Raw genomic sequence first — 16,073 nt, 5'->3', positions numbered from 1 at the left:
GGTGGATGGCGTGGAAGCGGACGTGATCGTCATCGGAGCGGGACTGGCCGGCCTGGTCGCCACTGCGGAGTTGGCCGACGCGGGCCGCCGGGTGCTTTTGCTGGATCAGGAACCGGAGCAGAGCCTCGGCGGCCAGGCCTTCTGGTCGTTCGGTGGGCTGTTCCTGGTCGACTCGCCCGAGCAGCGGCGGATGGGTATCCGGGACTCGGTCGAGCTGGCGTGGCAGGACTGGCTGGGCAGCGCCGCGTTCGACCGGGACGAGGACCACTGGCCCCGGCAGTGGGCCGAGGCGTACGTGCAGTTCGCCGCCGGGGAGAAACGCGCCTGGCTACGCGCGATGGGGCACCGGCTGTTTCCGGTGGTGGGCTGGGCCGAACGTGGTGGCGGCGCGGCCGACGGGCATGGCAACTCGGTGCCCCGGTTCCACATCACCTGGGGCACCGGACCGGGCGTGGTGGAGCCGTTCGCCCGCCGGGTCCATGATGCCGTCGCCCGTGGACTGGTCCAGCTTCGGTTCCGGCACCGGGTCGACGAACTCGTCACAGCGGGCGGCGTCGTCACGGGTGTCCGTGGGCGGCTGCTCGAAGCCAGCGACGTGCCACGGGGGCAGAGCAGCTCGCGGGTGGAGGTCGGCGACTTCGAATACTGCGCGCAGGCGGTCATCGTCACCTCGGGCGGCATCGGTGGTGACCACGACCTGGTACGCAAGGCGTGGCCGGCCCGGCTCGGCTCGCCGCCGAAACGCATGGTGGCCGGGGTACCCGCACATGTGGACGGGCGGATGCTCGCCATCACCCAGAGCATCGGTGGGCAGGTCATCAACCCGGACCGGATGTGGCACTACACCGAGGGCTTGCAGAACTGGGATCCGATCTGGCCCAACCACGGCATCCGGATCCTGCCCGGCCCGTCGTCACTGTGGCTCGACGCCACCGGTCGTCGCCTGCCCGCGCCGCTCTTTCCCGGCTTCGACACCCTCGCCACGCTGCGGCACCTGATGGCCACCGGGTACGACTACAGCTGGTTCGTACTCACCCAGAAGATCATCGAGAAGGAGTTCGCCCTCTCCGGGTCGGAGCAGAACCCCGACCTCACCAACCGCAGTATTCGGCAGGTTCTGCAACGGGTCCGCCCGGGTGCGCCCGGCCCGGTGGAGGCGTTCAAGCAGCACGGGTCGGACTTCGTTGTCGCCGGCACGCTGGCTGAGCTGGTCACCGGCATGAACGAACTCGCCGCACAGGTCGACGGCCCCGCCATCGAGCTAGCCCAGATACAGCGGCTCGTCGAGGCCCGGGACCGGGAGATCGACAACGTGTTCAACAAGGACGCGCAGGTCACCGCGATCCGTGGAGCACGCGGCTACCTGGGCGACAAGCTGATCCGGGTCGCCACCCCACACCGGCTGCTGGACCCTAAGGCCGGCCCGCTGATCGCCGTACGGCTCAACATCCTCACCCGCAAGACCCTCGGTGGTCTGCACACGGACCTGTCCGCCCGGGTGTTGCGCTCCGACGGGCAGCCCCTGCCCGGGGTGTACGCGGCCGGAGAGGTCGCCGGGTTCGGTGGCGGTGGCATGCACGGCTACAACTCCCTGGAGGGGACGTTCCTCGGTGGTTGTCTGTTCTCCGGCCGGGTGGCCGGGCGGGCAGCCGCCGCCGCAGTCGCTTGATCCAGGAGCGGGGGAGACGTTCAATGGATGGTCGGCGGCGACCCGGACCGGTCGCCGGCCCGGCCCGGAGGTGGACGTGCTGCGGAAGCTGTTCGGCAGGGCGGGCAACAGCGGTACCGACCGGCCCGACCCGATAGGGAACAGCGGTGCCGACCGGCCCGGCCGGGAAGGGCCTCGGCGGCCGGACGACCCACGCTGGATGCTGCCCGCCGCTACACCCGATACCCGACTACGGGTGACCTTTCTCGGTGTCTCCACCCTGTTGATCGAGGACGAGGAGACCGCGCTGCTCGTCGACGGCTTCTTCACCCGGCCAGGCAAACTGCGTACCCTGCTCGGTCGGATCGCGCCAGACCCTGCGGTGATCGACCGGAGTCTCCACCGCGCCGGCATCACCCGGCTTGCCGCCGTGATCGTCGGACATTCGCACTACGACCATGTCATGGACGCGCCCCTCATCGCCGCCCGTACCGGCGCGGTGCTGGTCGGCTCGCCCTCCACCCGGATGGTCGCGCTCGGTGCCCGGGAGGCGAATGGTCGAGCCGGCGGCGGCCCTGCTCTCGACGATGCTCAGCTGCTCGTGCCGGCCGAGGGGGAGCCGCTCACCTTTGGCCGGTTCACCGTCACGCCGATTCCGTCCGAGCATGTCCCGCCGCATCGGTTCAGTGGCGAGCTGTCCCACCCGGTGATCCCGCCGGTCCGGGCCAGTGCCTATCGGATGGGCCAGTGCTATTCCCTGCTTTTCGCCCACGACCAGGGCCGGATCCTCGTCCAGGGCAGTGCCGGATTTCGACCTGGTGCCCTGGTCGGGCAGCAGGCGGACGTCGCCTATCTGGGCATCGGCACCCTGGCCCGGCAGCCCCGGGACTACCAGGAACGGTACTGGCGGGAGACGGTCGAGACCGTCGGTGCGCGCCGGGTCATCCCCATCCACTGGGACGACTTCTGGCGACCACTGGACCAGCCGCTCGTCCCGCTCCCCGCCCTCGTCGACGACATACCGCGCGCGTTGGATTTCCTGTACGCGAAGGCCGGCGTGGCCGGGATCGAGCTGCGGCTGCCCACCAGCTGGCAGCCCACCGACCCCTTCATCGACCTACCCGCGCGCCGATCCGGGACGGGGCCGGATCAGCCGTCAGGATCAGCCGCCTGAAGAAGCGTTCAGGCGGGCCGGATAAGGTGCTGCAAGGCAGCACAACCAGGCGAGGGAGTGAAAGAGATGGCGGGTCGACTCGCGGTCGTCGGAGCCGGATTGATGGGTGCGGGCATCGCCCAGGTATCGGCCCAGGCGGGCTGGCAGGTGACGCTTCGAGACCTCGACGACGCGGCGACCCAGCGGGGGCTGACCGGCATCCGCAAGTCGCTGGAGAAGTTCGCCGAAAAGGGCAAGATCAGTGCTGAGGATGTCGAAGCCACGCTCGGCCGTATCACGCTGACCACCGACCTGGAGGCTGCCGCAGAGGCCGACATCGTGGTCGAGGCGGTGTTCGAGCGGCTCGACATCAAGCACGAGGTCTTCCGTACGCTCGACAAGATCTGCGGTCCGGATACGGTCCTGGCCACCAACACCTCGGCCATCCCGATCACCCAGATCGCGGCCGTGACCCAGCGGCCGGAGGCCGTGGTCGGCACCCACTTCTTCTCGCCGGTACCGATGATGAAGCTGTGCGAGCTGGTCCGGGGGCACAAGACCAGTGACCAGACCCTGGCGACGGCCCGCGCCTTCGCGGAGGAGATCGGCAAGACCGTCGTGGTGGTCAACCGGGACATCGCCGGTTTTGTCACCACCCGCCTGATCACCGCGCTGGTGATGGAGGCGGTCAAGCTGGTCGAGTCCGGAGTGGTGTCGCCGGAGGACCTGGACACCGCCTGCAAGCTCGGCTTCGGGCACGCGATGGGGCCGCTGGCGACCACCGACCTGACCGGTGCAGACGTGCTGCTGAACGCCACCAAGAACATCTACACCGAGACCGCCGACGAGAAGTTCTTCCCGCCGGAGCTGCTCCAGCGCATGGTCACCGCCGGTGACCTGGGTCGCAAGACCGGCCAGGGCTTCTACTCGTACTGAGCCTGCCGGTCGTACCGGGCTTGGGCCGCTCGTACTGAGCTTGGGCAGCCTTGCCCCGGCTCGGCTCGCCGAACTGCGGATCGGGCACCCCACCATCTCTGGCTGGGGTGCCCGATCGTGTTCGCTCCGGGTGCGCGACGCCGCTGTCAGGCGGGTCAGCGTTCGCCGATGACCTGCACGAACGACCGCCAGGCGGCGGGTGGGAAGACGAGCGCCGGGCCGTGCGGGTCCTTGCTGTCCCGTACGGCCACCGCGCCGGGCAGGTTGTCGGCTACCTCGACGCAGTTGCCGCCGCTGGCGCCGCTGCGGCTGGACTTGCGCCACCGGGCGTCGGTCAGGTCCATTGCTTCATCATCTCCTTGATCAGGTCCAGCGACTGCCGGCGCGACAGCGCCTCGTTGCGCACACCATCCCACCTACTCAGCAGCGCGGCCAGACCCTCCTCGCTGTCCACCAGGAAGCCGCCGAGTTGGGTCTCCAGGTGTCCCACCCAGCCGCCCTCGGGGGACCGGGCCAGGGCGAACGGACCGGACTGTCCGATGTGGAAGACGACGTCGGAGGGGATGACGTGGATGCTGATGTGCGGCTGCTCGGCGCATTCCACCAGGTGGGCGAGCTGTTCGGCCATCAGCGCGTCGTAGCCCTCGCCGGTGCGCCGCAGTGCCCGCTCGTCGAGGACGGCGAAGAACTCCGGCGGGTCGTCCCGAGTCAGGATCGCCTGCCGTTCCAGCCGGTTCGCCGCCAACTGTTCGACTTTCCCATTGGTCAGTGCGCCGTCGGTGCGCAGGACGGCGCGGGCGTAGGCCTCGGTCTGTAGCAGGCCGGGCACCAAGGTCGGCTCGAAGCAGCGCAACTGGGCCGCGCTCCGTTCGGCGTCCAGCCAGGGGCGGAACCACACGGGCTCCCTATCCCGCCGCGCCAGCTCCCAGAGCGCGACGAAGAGCCCACCCGTGTCGAGTACGGTGTCGGCCCGCGTCAGGAAGGGCAGGTCGAGCGGACGCTGACCCAACTCCACGGCCGACACCATGGAGGCCGAATAGTGCATGAGCCGGCCGAACTCCTCCTGGCTGTATTTGGCGGCGAGGCGCATCCGGCGCAATTGAGCGCGGATCAGTTCGATGGTGGGTACGGATTCGCTCTCCACACTTCCTCCACAATTCGAGTAGACGCTCCACGGCGTAGGGTCAGCTCACTGTTTTATTGCCGGAGGGGCGAACCGGTTGAGCTGGCCTTATCGGCTGAACGTAGTCGGCTGGTCAACGGATTGTGAAGGGCGCGAATGGTTGCTTCTTTTGTCGATGATCGGCCATCCTCGACCGTGGAAATGAGTGGGTAAATCGGCGCGAACCGCCAGGTGCGCGACCGCCAGGTGCGCGACTGGCCACGTGGGCGAGTCGGTTGCGGAATCGCTGCCGATCAGTCCGGCGGCACCGGCGGCGTGACCGAGGTTTGTGCGCATCTAGCGTTGTTCGGGCAGCATGAACTGCGCACAGTGTCGAGTGGCCAAGCCATCAGCCTCGACGTGGCGATCTTCAACCCTCGCCTCGACCCCCGATGGACGAATCGCCGCGCGGCTGGTCGAGTGCTACGCCGAGGTTTGTCAGTGCTGAGCGACGTCAGTGCTGACCGCGTCAGTGCTGACCGACGGCGGCTGGCCGACGGTAGTTGGCAGACGGTAGTTGGCCGTCAGCTCAGCCGTCGCGGCGGGTGGTCCAGCGGAAGGTGAACAGGCACAGGACCAGCCCGATGACACACCAGACCCCAAGCATTACCGCGACCATGCCCAGCTCGTAGGAGCCGGCCGGCTCCTGGGTGCCGAACGAGGCGGGCAGGAACACCGACCGTAGCCCCTGGCACATCCACTTGAGCGGGAAGACAGCCGCGATCTGCTGCATCCAGCTGGGCAGTTGGGTGAAGACGAAGAAGACCCCGGAGATGAACTGGAGCACCAGGGCGACCGGGGTCGCTGTGGCCGAGGCGCCACGCCCGCTACTGGCCAGCGATGAGAAGGCGATACCGCAGAGGGTGCACGCGGTGATGCCGAGCAGCGAGACCCAACCGAAGGTGAACCACTTGCTCGCCGTGTTCGGCAGTTGCAGGTCGAACAGCAGCACGGCGACCAGGAGCAGCAGCGCGATCTCGGCCACCCCGATGACCGCGACCATGACGACCTTGCCGGCGAAGTAGACCCACTTCGGCATGGGCGTGCCGCGTAGCCGCTTGAGCACGCCCCGGTCCCGCTCGATCGGGATCTGGATGGCCAGGCTCTGGAAGCCCACCGTCATCAGCCCGGTCGCGATCATGCCGGTGATGAAGTATTGCGTGTATCCCACCCCGCCGCCGATCTCGCCTTCGAAGATCGACGCGAAGATCAGGATCATGATGACCGGGAAGGCCATGGTGAAGACCACTGACTCCCGGCTGCGCAGGAACTGCCGGATCTCCAGCCGCCCCTGGCGCAGGCCGAGGGCGACCGGGCCGACCCGGCGGGGGGTGGTGGTCTGGCGCGGCGGTGCCGCTGTCGTCGTACTCACCGGTGCCCAATCATCCGTAGGTAGACGTCTTCCAGCGTCGGGCGGGTCACGGTGAGCCCGGGAATCTCCCCGTCCTCGCCATCCGCCCGCAACCGCGCGGCCAACTCGGCCACCACCGCCGTCGGCGTGGCGGTCTCCACCTGCTGCACTGTCCCGTCCGGGGTACGCCAGGAGACCGTTGCCACGGCATTTTCCCGATTGCCCAGCGTGGCTGGGGTGGAGACCTCGATCAGTCGGCCGCCAGCGATCACCCCGACCCGGTCGGCCAGCGCCTCGGCCTCGTCCAGGTAGTGCGTGGTCAACAGGATGGTGGTGCCAGCCGCAGCCAGGTCGCGGATCAGCTCCCAGAACTCCCGCCGGGCCTCCGGGTCGAAGCCGGTCGTCGGCTCGTCGAGGAAGAGCAGTTCGGGCTGGCCGATGATGCCCAGCGCCACGTCCAACCGTCGCTTCTGCCCGCCGGAGAGGGCGTGGGTACGGGCGTCGGCCTTGCCGGCCAGCCCCACCCGCTCGATCACCTTTTCCGGGTCGTCCGGTGCTGGATAGAAGGCCGCGAAGTGGTGCACGACCTCGCGCACGGTCAGCTCGTCGAACTCGCCGGTGCCCTGTAGTACGAGACCGACCCGGGCTCGCCAGGAGGCGTCGGGCCGGGCCGGATCCACCCCGAGCACGCTGACCTCACCGGCGTCACGCTGCCGGAAGCCCTCCAGGATCTCCACGGTCGTCGTCTTGCCGGCTCCGTTCGGGCCGAGCAGCGCGAACACCTCGCCGCGGCGTACCTCCAGGTCGAGGCCGTCCACGGCGGGCTGGTCGCCGTACGACTTGCGCAACCCCCGTACGGCGATTGCGAGCTGGTCAGTCATGCCGTCAACTATCCGCGTTGCCGGCTCGAGGTGGGAAGCCGGGGTGACTGTCGGCTGTGCGATTTTTCACCGACCGGTCTACTGAACGGTAACTTAGACTCCGGAAATGGACGAACGGATCGACGGTGCTCAGGTCGACGGTGCTCGGGTTGATGCCGCCCGGCTGCCGGAGCGGGATCGACCCTGGGTGATGCGCACGTACGCGGGCCACTCGTCGGCAGCCGCGACCAACGCCCTGTTCCGGCGCAACCTGGCCAAGGGGCAGACCGGGCTGTCGGTCGCCTTCGACCTGCCCACCCAGACCGGCCACGACCCGGATCACGAACTGGCCGCCGGTGAGGTCGGTCGGGTCGGGGTGCCGGTGTCCCATCTCGGCGACATGCGGACGCTCTTCGACGGCATCCCGCTGGCCGAGGCGAACACCTCGATGACGATCAACGCGACCGCGATGTGGCTGCTCGCGCTCTATGTGGTGACCGCCGAGGAGCAGGGTGCCGCCGCCGACCAGCTCGCTGGCACCACCCAGAACGACATCGTCAAGGAGTACCTCTCCCGGGGCACGCACATCTTCCCGCCCGGTCCGTCACTGCGGCTGACCACCGACACCGTCGCCTGGACGGTCGGCAACGTGCCGAGATGGAATCCGGTCAACATCTGCTCGTACCACCTCCAAGAGGCCGGGGCCACCCCCGTACAGGAGGTGGGGTTTGCCCTGGCCACGGCGGTGGCCGTGCTGGACGCGGTGCGCGACTCCGGTCAGGTCCCGGCCGGCCGGTTCGGTGACGTGGTGCGCCGGATCTCCTTCTTCGTCAACGCCGGGGTGCGCTTCGTCGAGGAGATGGCGAAGATGCGGGCCTTCGCCGCCCTCTGGGACGAGATCGTCCAGACCCGGTACGGCGTTACCGACCCGATGGCCCGCCGGTTCCGTTACGGGGTGCAGGTCAACTCGCTTGGCCTGACCGAGGCGCAGCCGGAGAACAACGTGGCCCGGATCGTGCTGGAGATGCTCGGCGTCACCCTGTCCCGGGACGCGCGGGCCCGGGCCGTGCAGCTGCCAGCCTGGAACGAGGCGCTGGGGCTGCCCCGGCCGTGGGACCAGCAGTGGTCGCTGCGGATGCAGCAGGTGCTGGCGTACGAGTCGGACCTGCTCGAATATCCCGACCTGTTCGAGGGGTCGCACGTCGTGTCGGGGCTGGTCGAGGAGATCGTGTCCGGGGCGCGGCGGGAGTTGGACCGGATCCTCGACCTCGGCGGCGCGGTCGCCGCAGTGGAGACCGGCTATCTCAAGAGCGCACTGGTCGCCTCGCTGGCCAAGCGGCGCCAGCGGATGGAGGACGGCTCGGACGTGGTGGTCGGGGTCAACCGGTTCGTCGAGACCGAACCGTCACCGCTGACCGCCGCCGGTGCCGAGGCGGTGCAGCGGGTCGACCCGGCGGTCGAGGAGGCCGCCGCTGACGCCGTACGCCAGTGGCGGGCCGGCCGGGACGCCGATGCCGTGGACGCGGCACTGGCCCGGCTGCGGACCGAGGCCGCGTCCACCACCAACCTGATGCCGGCCACCATCGCGTGCGCCCGGGTCGGGGTCACCACCGGCGAATGGGCCGGGGTGCTGCGGGAGGTGTTCGGCGAGTACCGGGCACCGACCGGGCTGACCGGTGCGGCCGCCCCGGGTGGCGGGGACGAGGTGCTCCTGCGGTCGGTACGGGAGCGGGTCCGTCGTACCGCCGGGGAGTTGGGCACCGGACGGCTGCGGCTGCTGGTCGGCAAGCCCGGCCTGGACGGGCACTCCAACGGCGCGGAACAGATCGCGGTACGCGCGCGGGACGCCGGCTTCGAGGTGGTCTACCAGGGGATCCGGCTGACCCCGGCGCAGATTGTGGCGGCAGCGGTGGAGGAGGACGTCGACCTGGTCGGCCTTTCGGTACTCTCCGGTTCGCACCTGGCCGCCGTGCCGGCGGTGCTTGACGGGCTACGTGCCGCTGGCCGCGCGGATCTGCCGGTGGTCCTCGGCGGGATCGTTCCGGCCAGCGACGTGGCCGAGTTGCGGGCGGCGGGAGTGGCCCGGGTCTTCACGCCGAAGGACTTCGCGCTGACCGAGATCATCGACGAGCTGGTCACGGTGGTCCGGGAAGCGAACGGACTCGACGCCTGAGGTGGGCCGAACAGCGCTGAGATGGGCCGAACAGCGCTGAGGCTGGCCGAACAGCGCCTGAGGCGGCCGACCCGATGAGCGAGGCGGCCGCCCGGCGCGTCCGGTGGCCGAGCGCCGACCGCCGCCCCGGAATCAGGACGGGTCGTAGGTCATACAGTCGGCCATCGCCTGTTCCGGGCTGACGTCGATGGCCGGGGCGTGGCACTCAAGTTCGGCGTTGTGCCGGCAGTCGGACCGTTGGCAGGCGCCGACCAGGGCAATCATCGACTCGATCCCGCCCCGGGCCGGCATCTCGACGAAGGTGCTGCACTGCGCGTGCCCGTCCTCGCCACCGACACTGATGGCAAAGGCGTGGCAGCCGTCCTGGTTGTAGGAACAGCTCGTGACGGTGCACGACTGGACTCGGGGCATTTCCAAAGCAGTGGCCATTTTGCCCTCCTTATGAGACTTACCCCGATTTTAGGCTTTTGTGAGCCCGGTTACTCCGGAATCGTCGAGCCCCCTCCCAGTACCTCGGAGAGGGGGGCGGGGGTCAACCCGCGCTCGCGCAGGCCGGCGAGGATGTGCGGCAGTGCCTCGTCGGTCATCGCGGCGTTCGCCTCGGTGACGTGCATGATGACCACCGAGCCGGGCTGCACCTTCGACAACACGGCGTCGACGATCGGTCGCCAGGCGGTGGCGAACGGGTCACCGCTGACCACGTCGCCGTCCACCACGGTCAGCCCCAGCGGGGCCAGCGCGGCCAGTGCCGCACCGTCGTGGCAGAGCCCGGGGAAGCGGAAGTAGCGGGTCTGCCGGCCACCGTACGGCTCGATGACACGAAAGGTCTTCGCGACGTCCTCGGTCATCTGCCGGCTCGGCACCCGGGGCAGGTCGTAGCAGTCCGGGGTGAACGCCAGGTGGCCGTAGGTGTGGTTGGCCAGCTCGAACCGGGGGTTGTCAGCGAGGCGGCGGGTCAGGTCGGGATAGCGCTCGACCCACTTGCCGGTCAGGAAGAACGTCGCCGGGATCTGTTCCCGTTCCAGCAGTTCGATGATCCGCAGGTTGGCGTACGACTTCACCCGGCCGGTACGCAGACTCTGCAGCATCCCGTCGGTCATGTCAGCGTCGAAGGTCAGCGCGACGCGGTTTCCCGTACGCGGGCCGTGGTCGACCACCGGTGGCCGGGTGCCCGGTCGGGTGGCCCCCGGTGTGGCGGTCACCTGCGGGGATGGTGTCGCGCTACCGGGGACGGTCGGGGTGGCGCTGGTCGGGTCGGCGGCGTGCAGGGTGGCGGCTGCCGGCGGGGTGGCCGGGGAAAAATGCTGGACCAGGCCAACGATGAGGGCCGTGCCGCCGGCCAGCGTCAGTACGAGGAGGGCGGAGAGCAACAAGCGAGTCTTCTTCGCGGACACGTCGCCGATGATCGCAGTACGACGCCGTCGGTGGGGGGCGTGCGGCCCATGCTCCCTCCTTCGGGGCGGCCGCTCCGCCGAAACCCTGCTGCTCAGACCTGGAAACCGGCGGCTCGGGCCGCCTGCCGTTCCCGCCGTCGACGGCCCCGGCGCCGGAGCACCCAGATCAGGAAGAGTACGAAGCCGACCAGGAAGACCAGCACCAGCACCGGCAGAATAATTGCGAGCAGCGACATGACGACGCTGGTGGCGTCCTCCGCCACGCTGGCGACGGGGGCACCGATCCCGGCCGTGGTTGCGTTGATCACGGGCCGCGCGACCGCCTTCAGGGCGTGTACGCCGAGGGCGATGAGGATCCCGACGACCACTGGCACCCACTGACTGGAGGAGAAGAACTGTCCCGGGTCGGTGACCGTGACTGTCTCCGAGCTAACCCCCGCCCCGAAGGCCAGCCCGCCCGCGGTGGGGCGGACCACCGTCTGCACCACGTCGTTGATGTGATCGACGACTGGCACCTTGTCGGCGAAGAACTCGACGACCAGCAGTACCGCCAGGATCAGCGTCACCCAGCCGTTCGACAGCCACTGCCAGCTGCTCGGCAGCTCGATCAGATCGGTGTAGCGGGTGAGCAGGCTCATGGTGAGCAGGGGAATGTAAGCGTTCAGTCCCGCCGAGGCGGCGAGTCCGGTTCCGGTGAGGGCTTCCAGCACCGGTTCAGAGTCTCATTCACCTGCCACCCCGGCCAGAGGCGGCTGCCGTTCGGCAGGGCAGGGTAGTGGCTGCCGTTCGGCAGGGCGACCCGCCGCGCCTCTGGGGTCGACCGGCTGGCGAACTCGGCTCGGCTACCCTCGTTGGGTGCGGTTGGTGATAGCGCGGTGCTCAGTGGATTACGTCGGACGGCTTGCGGCCCATCTGCCCTTGGCGACCCGGTTGTTGATGGTGAAGGCCGACGGGTCGGTTTCCATCCATGCCGATGACCGGGCCTACAAGCCGCTCAACTGGATGAGTCCACCCTGTCGGCTGGAGGAAGCTCCCGGTGTCTGGCGGGTGGTCAACAAGGCCGGCGAAGAGCTGCGAATCACCCTGGAGGAGATTTTCCAGGACACGTCGTACGAGTTGGGTGTTGATCCCGGGCTCCGCAAGGACGGGGTGGAGGCCCACCTCCAGGAGTTGCTGGCCGCCAACCCGGAGACCTTTGGTGAGGGATTCACCCTGATCCGCCGGGAATATCCGACCGCGATCGGTCCGGTCGACCTGCTCTGCCGCGACGGCGCCTCCGGGACGGTGGCAGTGGAGGTCAAGCGGCGGGGCGAGATCGACGGTGTCGAGCAGCTGACCCGCTATCTGGAGCTACTCAACCGCGATCCGCTGCTCGCGCCGGTCGCCGGGGTGTTCGCCGCCCAGGAGATCAAGCCGCAGGCCCGGGTGCTCGCCGAGGACCGGGGAATCCGGTGTGTCGTGGTCGACTACAACAAGCTGCGTGGCATCGAACGCGACGAGTTGACCCTGTTCTGAGCGCAGGCAAACGGAAGACTGAGCCGCAGGCAACCGAGAGGTCGGGCCGCCTGGGAACGGGAACCTGAGCCGCAGGTAAATGGAAGTCTGGGTCGCGTGGGAATGGAAGTCTGAGTCGCGTGGGAACAGAAGGCCCGTCGCGGCGAGCGGCCCGTAAGAAGGCGCGGGAGCAGCGGCATCGCCGCCGTGAGGAGGCATCGGCCAACCGCCGCGAGCGGTACGACCCGGTGGCGGATGGCACCGCAGGCCAGCAGCTTCCCGAGGAGCAGCTGAGCGACCTGCTGCGCGATACGGTGACCGCGCTCGGCAGCGGGTTGGCGGATCAGGTGGAACGGCGGCTGGACCAGTTGACCGTCGAGGATCCCGCACTGGTCGATTCGGTGCTGGCCGACGCGTTCCAGCGAGCCGTCGGTCGGCTGTGGCAACGGGGCTGGCTCCCCGCCGATCTGGTCCGGGTCGTCCGACGACGGCACGGTAACCGCGCCGCCGACCTGGTGATCGAGCAGATCACCGCCCAACTACGCGGCTACCCGGCGGCGACCGTGCCGCAGCGGTGGCAGGACCAACTGCGCGAGTGGGGGATCACCGTCGGGGCAGCGACCACCACCGACCACCGGTTGACCGCCTGGTCCGGACGGCAGCGGCTGGACCGGTCGGAGGCACTCCGGGACGCGGTGCACGTACTCGCCGTGCTGACCAGGCTGCCGGAGATCGGGCGAATCACCCCGCTGCCCGGCACTCCACGACCCGGCACCCTAGCGGCTGGCTCCGCGCAGGCTGGCATCCCATTGACTGAGCGGGTGCTGGGCCGGGTCCGAGGGCTGCTGGCCAAGGCCGAGTCGACCGAGTTCCCACAGGAGGCGGAGGCGCTCTCTGCCAAGGCACAGCAACTGATGGCCCGACACAGCATCGACCGTGCCCTGCTCGACCTTCAGGCGGGCGGTACGGCCCGCCGGCCAGCCGGGGTGCCGGACGGGACCGGCCGCCAGCCGCTCGCCGTACGGATTGGCGTCGACGCTCCGTACGAGCAGGCCAAGGCGCTGCTGCTACAGGAGGTGGCGACGGCCAACCGATGTCGGTCGGTGTGGTCCGGGGAGTTCGGGTTCGCCACTGTGCTGGGCTTCTCGTCCGATGTCGAGGCGGTGGAACTGCTCTACACCTCGCTGCTGGTGCAGGCGACGACGGCAATGGTGCGAGACGGATCAGCGGGCAGCTCCACCGGCCGGTCGTTCCGGCAGTCGTTCCTCCAGGCGTACGCGGTGCGGATCGGGCAACGGCTGCGGGACACCGCCGACGCGGCTCGCCGCGAAGCGGTCGACGCGGCCGGGGCGGACCGGCTGCTGCCGGTGCTGGCCGCCCGGGAGGACGCGGTACGGGAGGTCGCCGACGCGATGTTTCCGCGCATCGTCGAGCGTCGCGTACGGGGCAACGACGCGGCGGGTTGGGCGGCGGGTACGGCGGCAGCGGATCGGGCCGCGTTGGCCGATCGGTCGGCGATCAGCGGAGCCTCGTCAGGCGACGGGGGCGATCGCGATCAGTGACTTGGGCAGCCCGGCCAGACGTTCGACCCGGATGCGCGACTCGGGGAAGTAGTGCCGCATCTGCGTCTTGTCCACCAGTTCGGTCCAGAGCACCTGCTTGAGGGCGCCCTCATGGCTCCGGGCCGGGGTGTGGGCCAGGGGCCAGCGCCGCGCCAGCGTCGTACGGACCCGGACCGGTAGGAACTGCATGCCGGGGGCGATCCAGTGTGGCTCGATGGGAAAGTAGCGGTACGGCGTCTGTACCCAGTGCGCGTCGGCCAGCCGGTGTACCGATTCGGCGAACCGAAGTCGACGCTCGTGCCCACCGACGTGCTCCAGGACCGAGTTGGAGAAGACCAGGTCGTAGCGGCGGTTGGTGATATGGGCGGGCAGGGCGCAGGCGTCGCCGTGGTCGACCTCGGCCCACTCGGGAACCTCGGTTGGGACTGGTTCGAGATTGACCACGTGGACGTGCTTGGGGCGGACCGTTGCCCGTGCCCAGGTCTCCACCCGCCCGCCGAGGTCGATGATGGACATCTGGGCCAGGTCCGGGAAGGTCTCCGCCAGCCAGCCGGCTCGCCGTTCTCGTCGCCGACCTCCCCAGGAGTCGGCACCGTCGACCAGGCGAAACCGCAGAGCGTGTATCCCCACCGGACGGAATGTAGTGGCTGTGGCGTTCTGGGGCTATGTCTGAACCGGCGTTTTGTCCAGGATGATCGGCCACTGTCAGTTATCGGTCGCTGACTGCCCTTCCGGTGCGTGCATCTTCCGGCCGAAGTGCTCTCAGCGCCCGTACCGCAGCTTGATCACCTTGACGATCCGGTCCACCTGGGCGGGGGTCCGCTCGAAGGTCATTGCGGGGAGCGGGGATGGAGCCCGTCGCCGGGTGATCGCCTTGGCTCGGCCGAACTCGCGCAGCCCGTCGTCGCCGTGGATCCGACCGAAGCCGGAGTCGCCGACGCCGCCGAACGGCAGGGAGGACATGCCGACGAAGCTCATCACCGAGTTCACCGCCGCCATGCCGGAACGCAGTCGGCGGGCGAGAGCCAGCGCACGACGGCGACCGAAGACCGAGCCGCCGAGGCCGTACGTGGTCGCGTTGGCCAGCGTCACCGCCTCGTCGGCGTCCCGGACCCGGGTCACGGTCAGGGTCGGGCCGAAGGTCTCCTCGCGGACGGCGGCGGAGTCCTCCGGCACGTCGACCAGGACGGTCGGATGCACGAACGGAGGTTGTACGGCGTCCGGCCCGCCCAGCACCGCCCGCCCACCTCGGGCGACGGCGTCGTCGATGTGCCGGCGGATGATGTCGATCTGGCTGGGCATGGTGATCGGCCCGAGGTCCGCCCCGTCGCCCGCGCCGACGGTCAGCCGGCCAGCCTTCTCCACCACCTTTGCGACGAAGGCGTCGTGTACCGAGTCGACCGCGTAGACCCGTTCGATGCCAATGCAGGACTGGCCGGCGTTGGTGAGGGCACCCCAGACGCAGGCCTCGGCGGCAGCATCCAGGTCGGCGTCGTCGTCGACGATCATCGCGTCCTTGCCGCCGGCCTCCAGCAGCACCGGGGTCAGCGTCTCGGCGCAGGTGGCCATCACCTTCTTGGCGGTGGCCCCGGAGCCGGTGAACGCCACCTTGCCCACGCCCGAGCGGCACAGCGCGGCACCGACATCACCGAAACCGTGGACCGCCTGGAGTACCGGGTGCTCCGGCACCACCTCGGCGAAGGCGTCGACCAGCCACTGGCCGACCGCCGGGGTGTACTCACTCGGTTTGAAGACGACGGCGTTACCGGCGGCCAGGGCGTACGCGATCGAGCCGACCGGGGTCAGCACCGGGTAGTTCCACGGGCCGATCACCCCGACCACCCCGTACGGCTGGTATTCGAGGTGGGCGGCGAACTCGGCGACGACGAGCCGGGAGCGGACCCGGCGCGGGCCGAGCACCCGGCGGGCGTTACGGGCCGCCCAGTCGATGTGTTCGATCGCGGAGACGGTCTCGACGATCGCCTCGGCGATCGGTTTGCCACCCTCCCGGTGGGACAGGTCGGCGATCTTCTCGATCCGGTTGGCGAGCAGCGCCCGCCAGTGCAGTAGCCGCTGCTTGCGGCCGGCGTAGCCCAGCTCGGCCCACCACGCCGCCGCCGTGCTGGCCCGGCCAACCGCCCGGCCGACGTCGTCGGCGTCGGCCACCGGGAACCGGCCGGCTTCCACGCCGGTCGCCGGGTTGGTGGAGACCAACTCGCCATCCTCGATGACCGGGACCCCGGGGGCATGCGTGGCCGTCATGCGCGAAGTCTAAACCCGAAAACTACTCACCGGTACGGGTCTGGACTCGCGGCCCGCCGGTGCGACTGTGCTCGCCCC

Annotated in this window: 15 protein-coding genes; 6 read left to right on the top strand and 9 right to left on the bottom strand. The window is 69.4% G+C overall.

Features of this window, described 5'->3' with window-relative positions; translation table 11 throughout:
* Positions 1–10: 10 nt before the first annotated feature.
* The 3 genes from ACWDV4_RS01100 to ACWDV4_RS01090 all read left to right on the top strand — a co-directional run bounded on the left by ACWDV4_RS01100 (position 11) and on the right by ACWDV4_RS01090 (position 3,737).
* Entirely contained in the window at positions 11–1,669 is a 1,659-nt protein-coding gene (locus tag ACWDV4_RS01100; RefSeq protein WP_449973812.1) for an FAD-binding dehydrogenase, read from the top strand.
* A 76-nt stretch (positions 1,670–1,745) separates the two neighbouring features.
* Positions 1,746–2,822: an MBL fold metallo-hydrolase gene (locus ACWDV4_RS01095; RefSeq protein ID WP_449973810.1), complete on the top strand. Its 1,077-nt coding sequence runs from the start codon at positions 1,746–1,748 to the stop codon at positions 2,820–2,822.
* A 66-nt stretch (positions 2,823–2,888) separates the two neighbouring features.
* Positions 2,889–3,737, top strand: a complete 849-nt coding sequence (locus ACWDV4_RS01090; RefSeq protein WP_449973809.1) for a 3-hydroxyacyl-CoA dehydrogenase family protein — start codon at positions 2,889–2,891, stop codon at positions 3,735–3,737.
* Between the two features lie 155 nt (positions 3,738–3,892).
* Here the strand turns inward: ACWDV4_RS01090 and ACWDV4_RS01085 are convergent, their stop codons facing one another.
* From ACWDV4_RS01085 to ACWDV4_RS01070, 4 genes are all read right to left on the bottom strand, one after another.
* Positions 3,893–4,081, bottom strand: coding sequence for a DUF397 domain-containing protein (locus tag ACWDV4_RS01085; protein WP_449973808.1), 189 nt, complete (start codon positions 4,079–4,081; stop codon positions 3,893–3,895).
* Entirely contained in the window at positions 4,072–4,827 is a 756-nt protein-coding gene (locus tag ACWDV4_RS01080; protein ID WP_449974126.1) for a helix-turn-helix domain-containing protein, read from the bottom strand. Before ACWDV4_RS01080 ends, ACWDV4_RS01085 begins: the two co-directional genes overlap by 10 nt.
* Positions 4,828–5,428: 601 nt before the next feature.
* The gene (locus tag ACWDV4_RS01075) at positions 5,429–6,271 is read right to left on the bottom strand and encodes an ABC transporter permease (protein ID WP_449973807.1); all 843 of its coding nucleotides are present in this window, start codon (positions 6,269–6,271) and stop codon (positions 5,429–5,431) included.
* The gene (locus tag ACWDV4_RS01070; protein WP_449973805.1) at positions 6,268–7,131 is read right to left on the bottom strand and encodes an ABC transporter ATP-binding protein; all 864 of its coding nucleotides are present in this window, start codon (positions 7,129–7,131) and stop codon (positions 6,268–6,270) included. Before ACWDV4_RS01070 ends, ACWDV4_RS01075 begins: the two co-directional genes overlap by 4 nt.
* Before the next feature lie 106 nt (positions 7,132–7,237).
* Between ACWDV4_RS01070 and ACWDV4_RS01065 the strand changes: the two genes are divergently transcribed.
* Entirely contained in the window at positions 7,238–9,283 is a 2,046-nt protein-coding gene (locus ACWDV4_RS01065; protein WP_449973804.1) for a protein meaA, read from the top strand.
* Positions 9,284–9,415: 132 nt separating this feature from the next.
* Here the strand turns inward: ACWDV4_RS01065 and ACWDV4_RS01060 are convergent, their stop codons facing one another.
* From ACWDV4_RS01060 to ACWDV4_RS01050, 3 genes are all read right to left on the bottom strand, one after another.
* A complete protein-coding gene (locus tag ACWDV4_RS01060) occupies positions 9,416–9,712 on the bottom strand; it encodes a DUF1540 domain-containing protein (RefSeq protein ID WP_449973803.1) in 297 nt (98 codons plus the stop codon).
* A 50-nt stretch (positions 9,713–9,762) separates the two neighbouring features.
* Positions 9,763–10,677: a polysaccharide deacetylase family protein gene (locus ACWDV4_RS01055; protein WP_449973802.1), complete on the bottom strand. Its 915-nt coding sequence runs from the start codon at positions 10,675–10,677 to the stop codon at positions 9,763–9,765.
* 92 nt (positions 10,678–10,769) lie between these two features.
* Entirely contained in the window at positions 10,770–11,387 is a 618-nt protein-coding gene (locus ACWDV4_RS01050) for a DUF4126 domain-containing protein (protein WP_449973801.1), read from the bottom strand.
* A gap of 145 nt (positions 11,388–11,532) precedes the next feature.
* Here ACWDV4_RS01050 and nucS point away from each other — a divergent pair, with 145 nt between their 5' ends.
* Both nucS and ACWDV4_RS01040 read left to right on the top strand, forming a co-directional pair.
* Positions 11,533–12,192 (top strand): endonuclease NucS, encoded by a 660-nt coding sequence (gene nucS, locus ACWDV4_RS01045; RefSeq protein WP_449973800.1) that lies wholly within the window; start codon positions 11,533–11,535, stop codon positions 12,190–12,192.
* Positions 12,193–12,311: 119 nt separating this feature from the next.
* A complete protein-coding gene (locus tag ACWDV4_RS01040) occupies positions 12,312–13,733 on the top strand; it encodes a DUF2786 domain-containing protein (RefSeq protein WP_449973798.1) in 1,422 nt (473 codons plus the stop codon).
* Here the strand turns inward: ACWDV4_RS01040 and ACWDV4_RS01035 are convergent.
* Complete coding sequence (locus tag ACWDV4_RS01035) at positions 13,704–14,363, bottom strand: class I SAM-dependent methyltransferase (protein ID WP_449973797.1); 660 nt, start codon at positions 14,361–14,363, stop codon at positions 13,704–13,706. The genes ACWDV4_RS01040 and ACWDV4_RS01035 overlap by 30 nt on opposite strands.
* Positions 14,364–14,495: 132 nt before the next feature.
* On the bottom strand, positions 14,496–15,995 hold the full coding sequence (locus tag ACWDV4_RS01030; RefSeq protein WP_449973795.1) for an aldehyde dehydrogenase family protein: 1,500 nt from the start codon (positions 15,993–15,995) through the stop codon (positions 14,496–14,498).
* Between the last annotated feature and the right edge of the window lie 78 nt (positions 15,996–16,073).

It is taken from the genome of Micromonospora sp. NPDC003197 (genome assembly GCF_053590565.1).
Note: the sequence above shows the minus strand (reverse complement) of the source record. Positions and strands in the feature narration are given on the sequence as shown.

Coding starts and splice junctions, on each gene's coding strand:
- ACWDV4_RS01070 (WP_449973805.1), bottom strand. CDS start 7,131: ATGACTGACCAGCTCGCAATCGCCGTACGGGGGTTGCGCAAGTCGTAC.
- ACWDV4_RS01080 (WP_449974126.1), bottom strand. CDS start 4,827: ATGCGCCTCGCCGCCAAATACAGCCAGGAGGAGTTCGGCCGGCTCATG.
- ACWDV4_RS01085 (WP_449973808.1), bottom strand. CDS start 4,081: ATGGACCTGACCGACGCCCGGTGGCGCAAGTCCAGCCGCAGCGGCGCC.
- ACWDV4_RS01090 (WP_449973809.1), top strand. CDS start 2,889: ATGGCGGGTCGACTCGCGGTCGTCGGAGCCGGATTGATGGGTGCGGGC.
- ACWDV4_RS01065 (WP_449973804.1), top strand. CDS start 7,238: ATGGACGAACGGATCGACGGTGCTCAGGTCGACGGTGCTCGGGTTGAT.
- ACWDV4_RS01030 (WP_449973795.1), bottom strand. CDS start 15,995: ATGACGGCCACGCATGCCCCCGGGGTCCCGGTCATCGAGGATGGCGAG.
- ACWDV4_RS01060 (WP_449973803.1), bottom strand. CDS start 9,712: ATGGCCACTGCTTTGGAAATGCCCCGAGTCCAGTCGTGCACCGTCACG.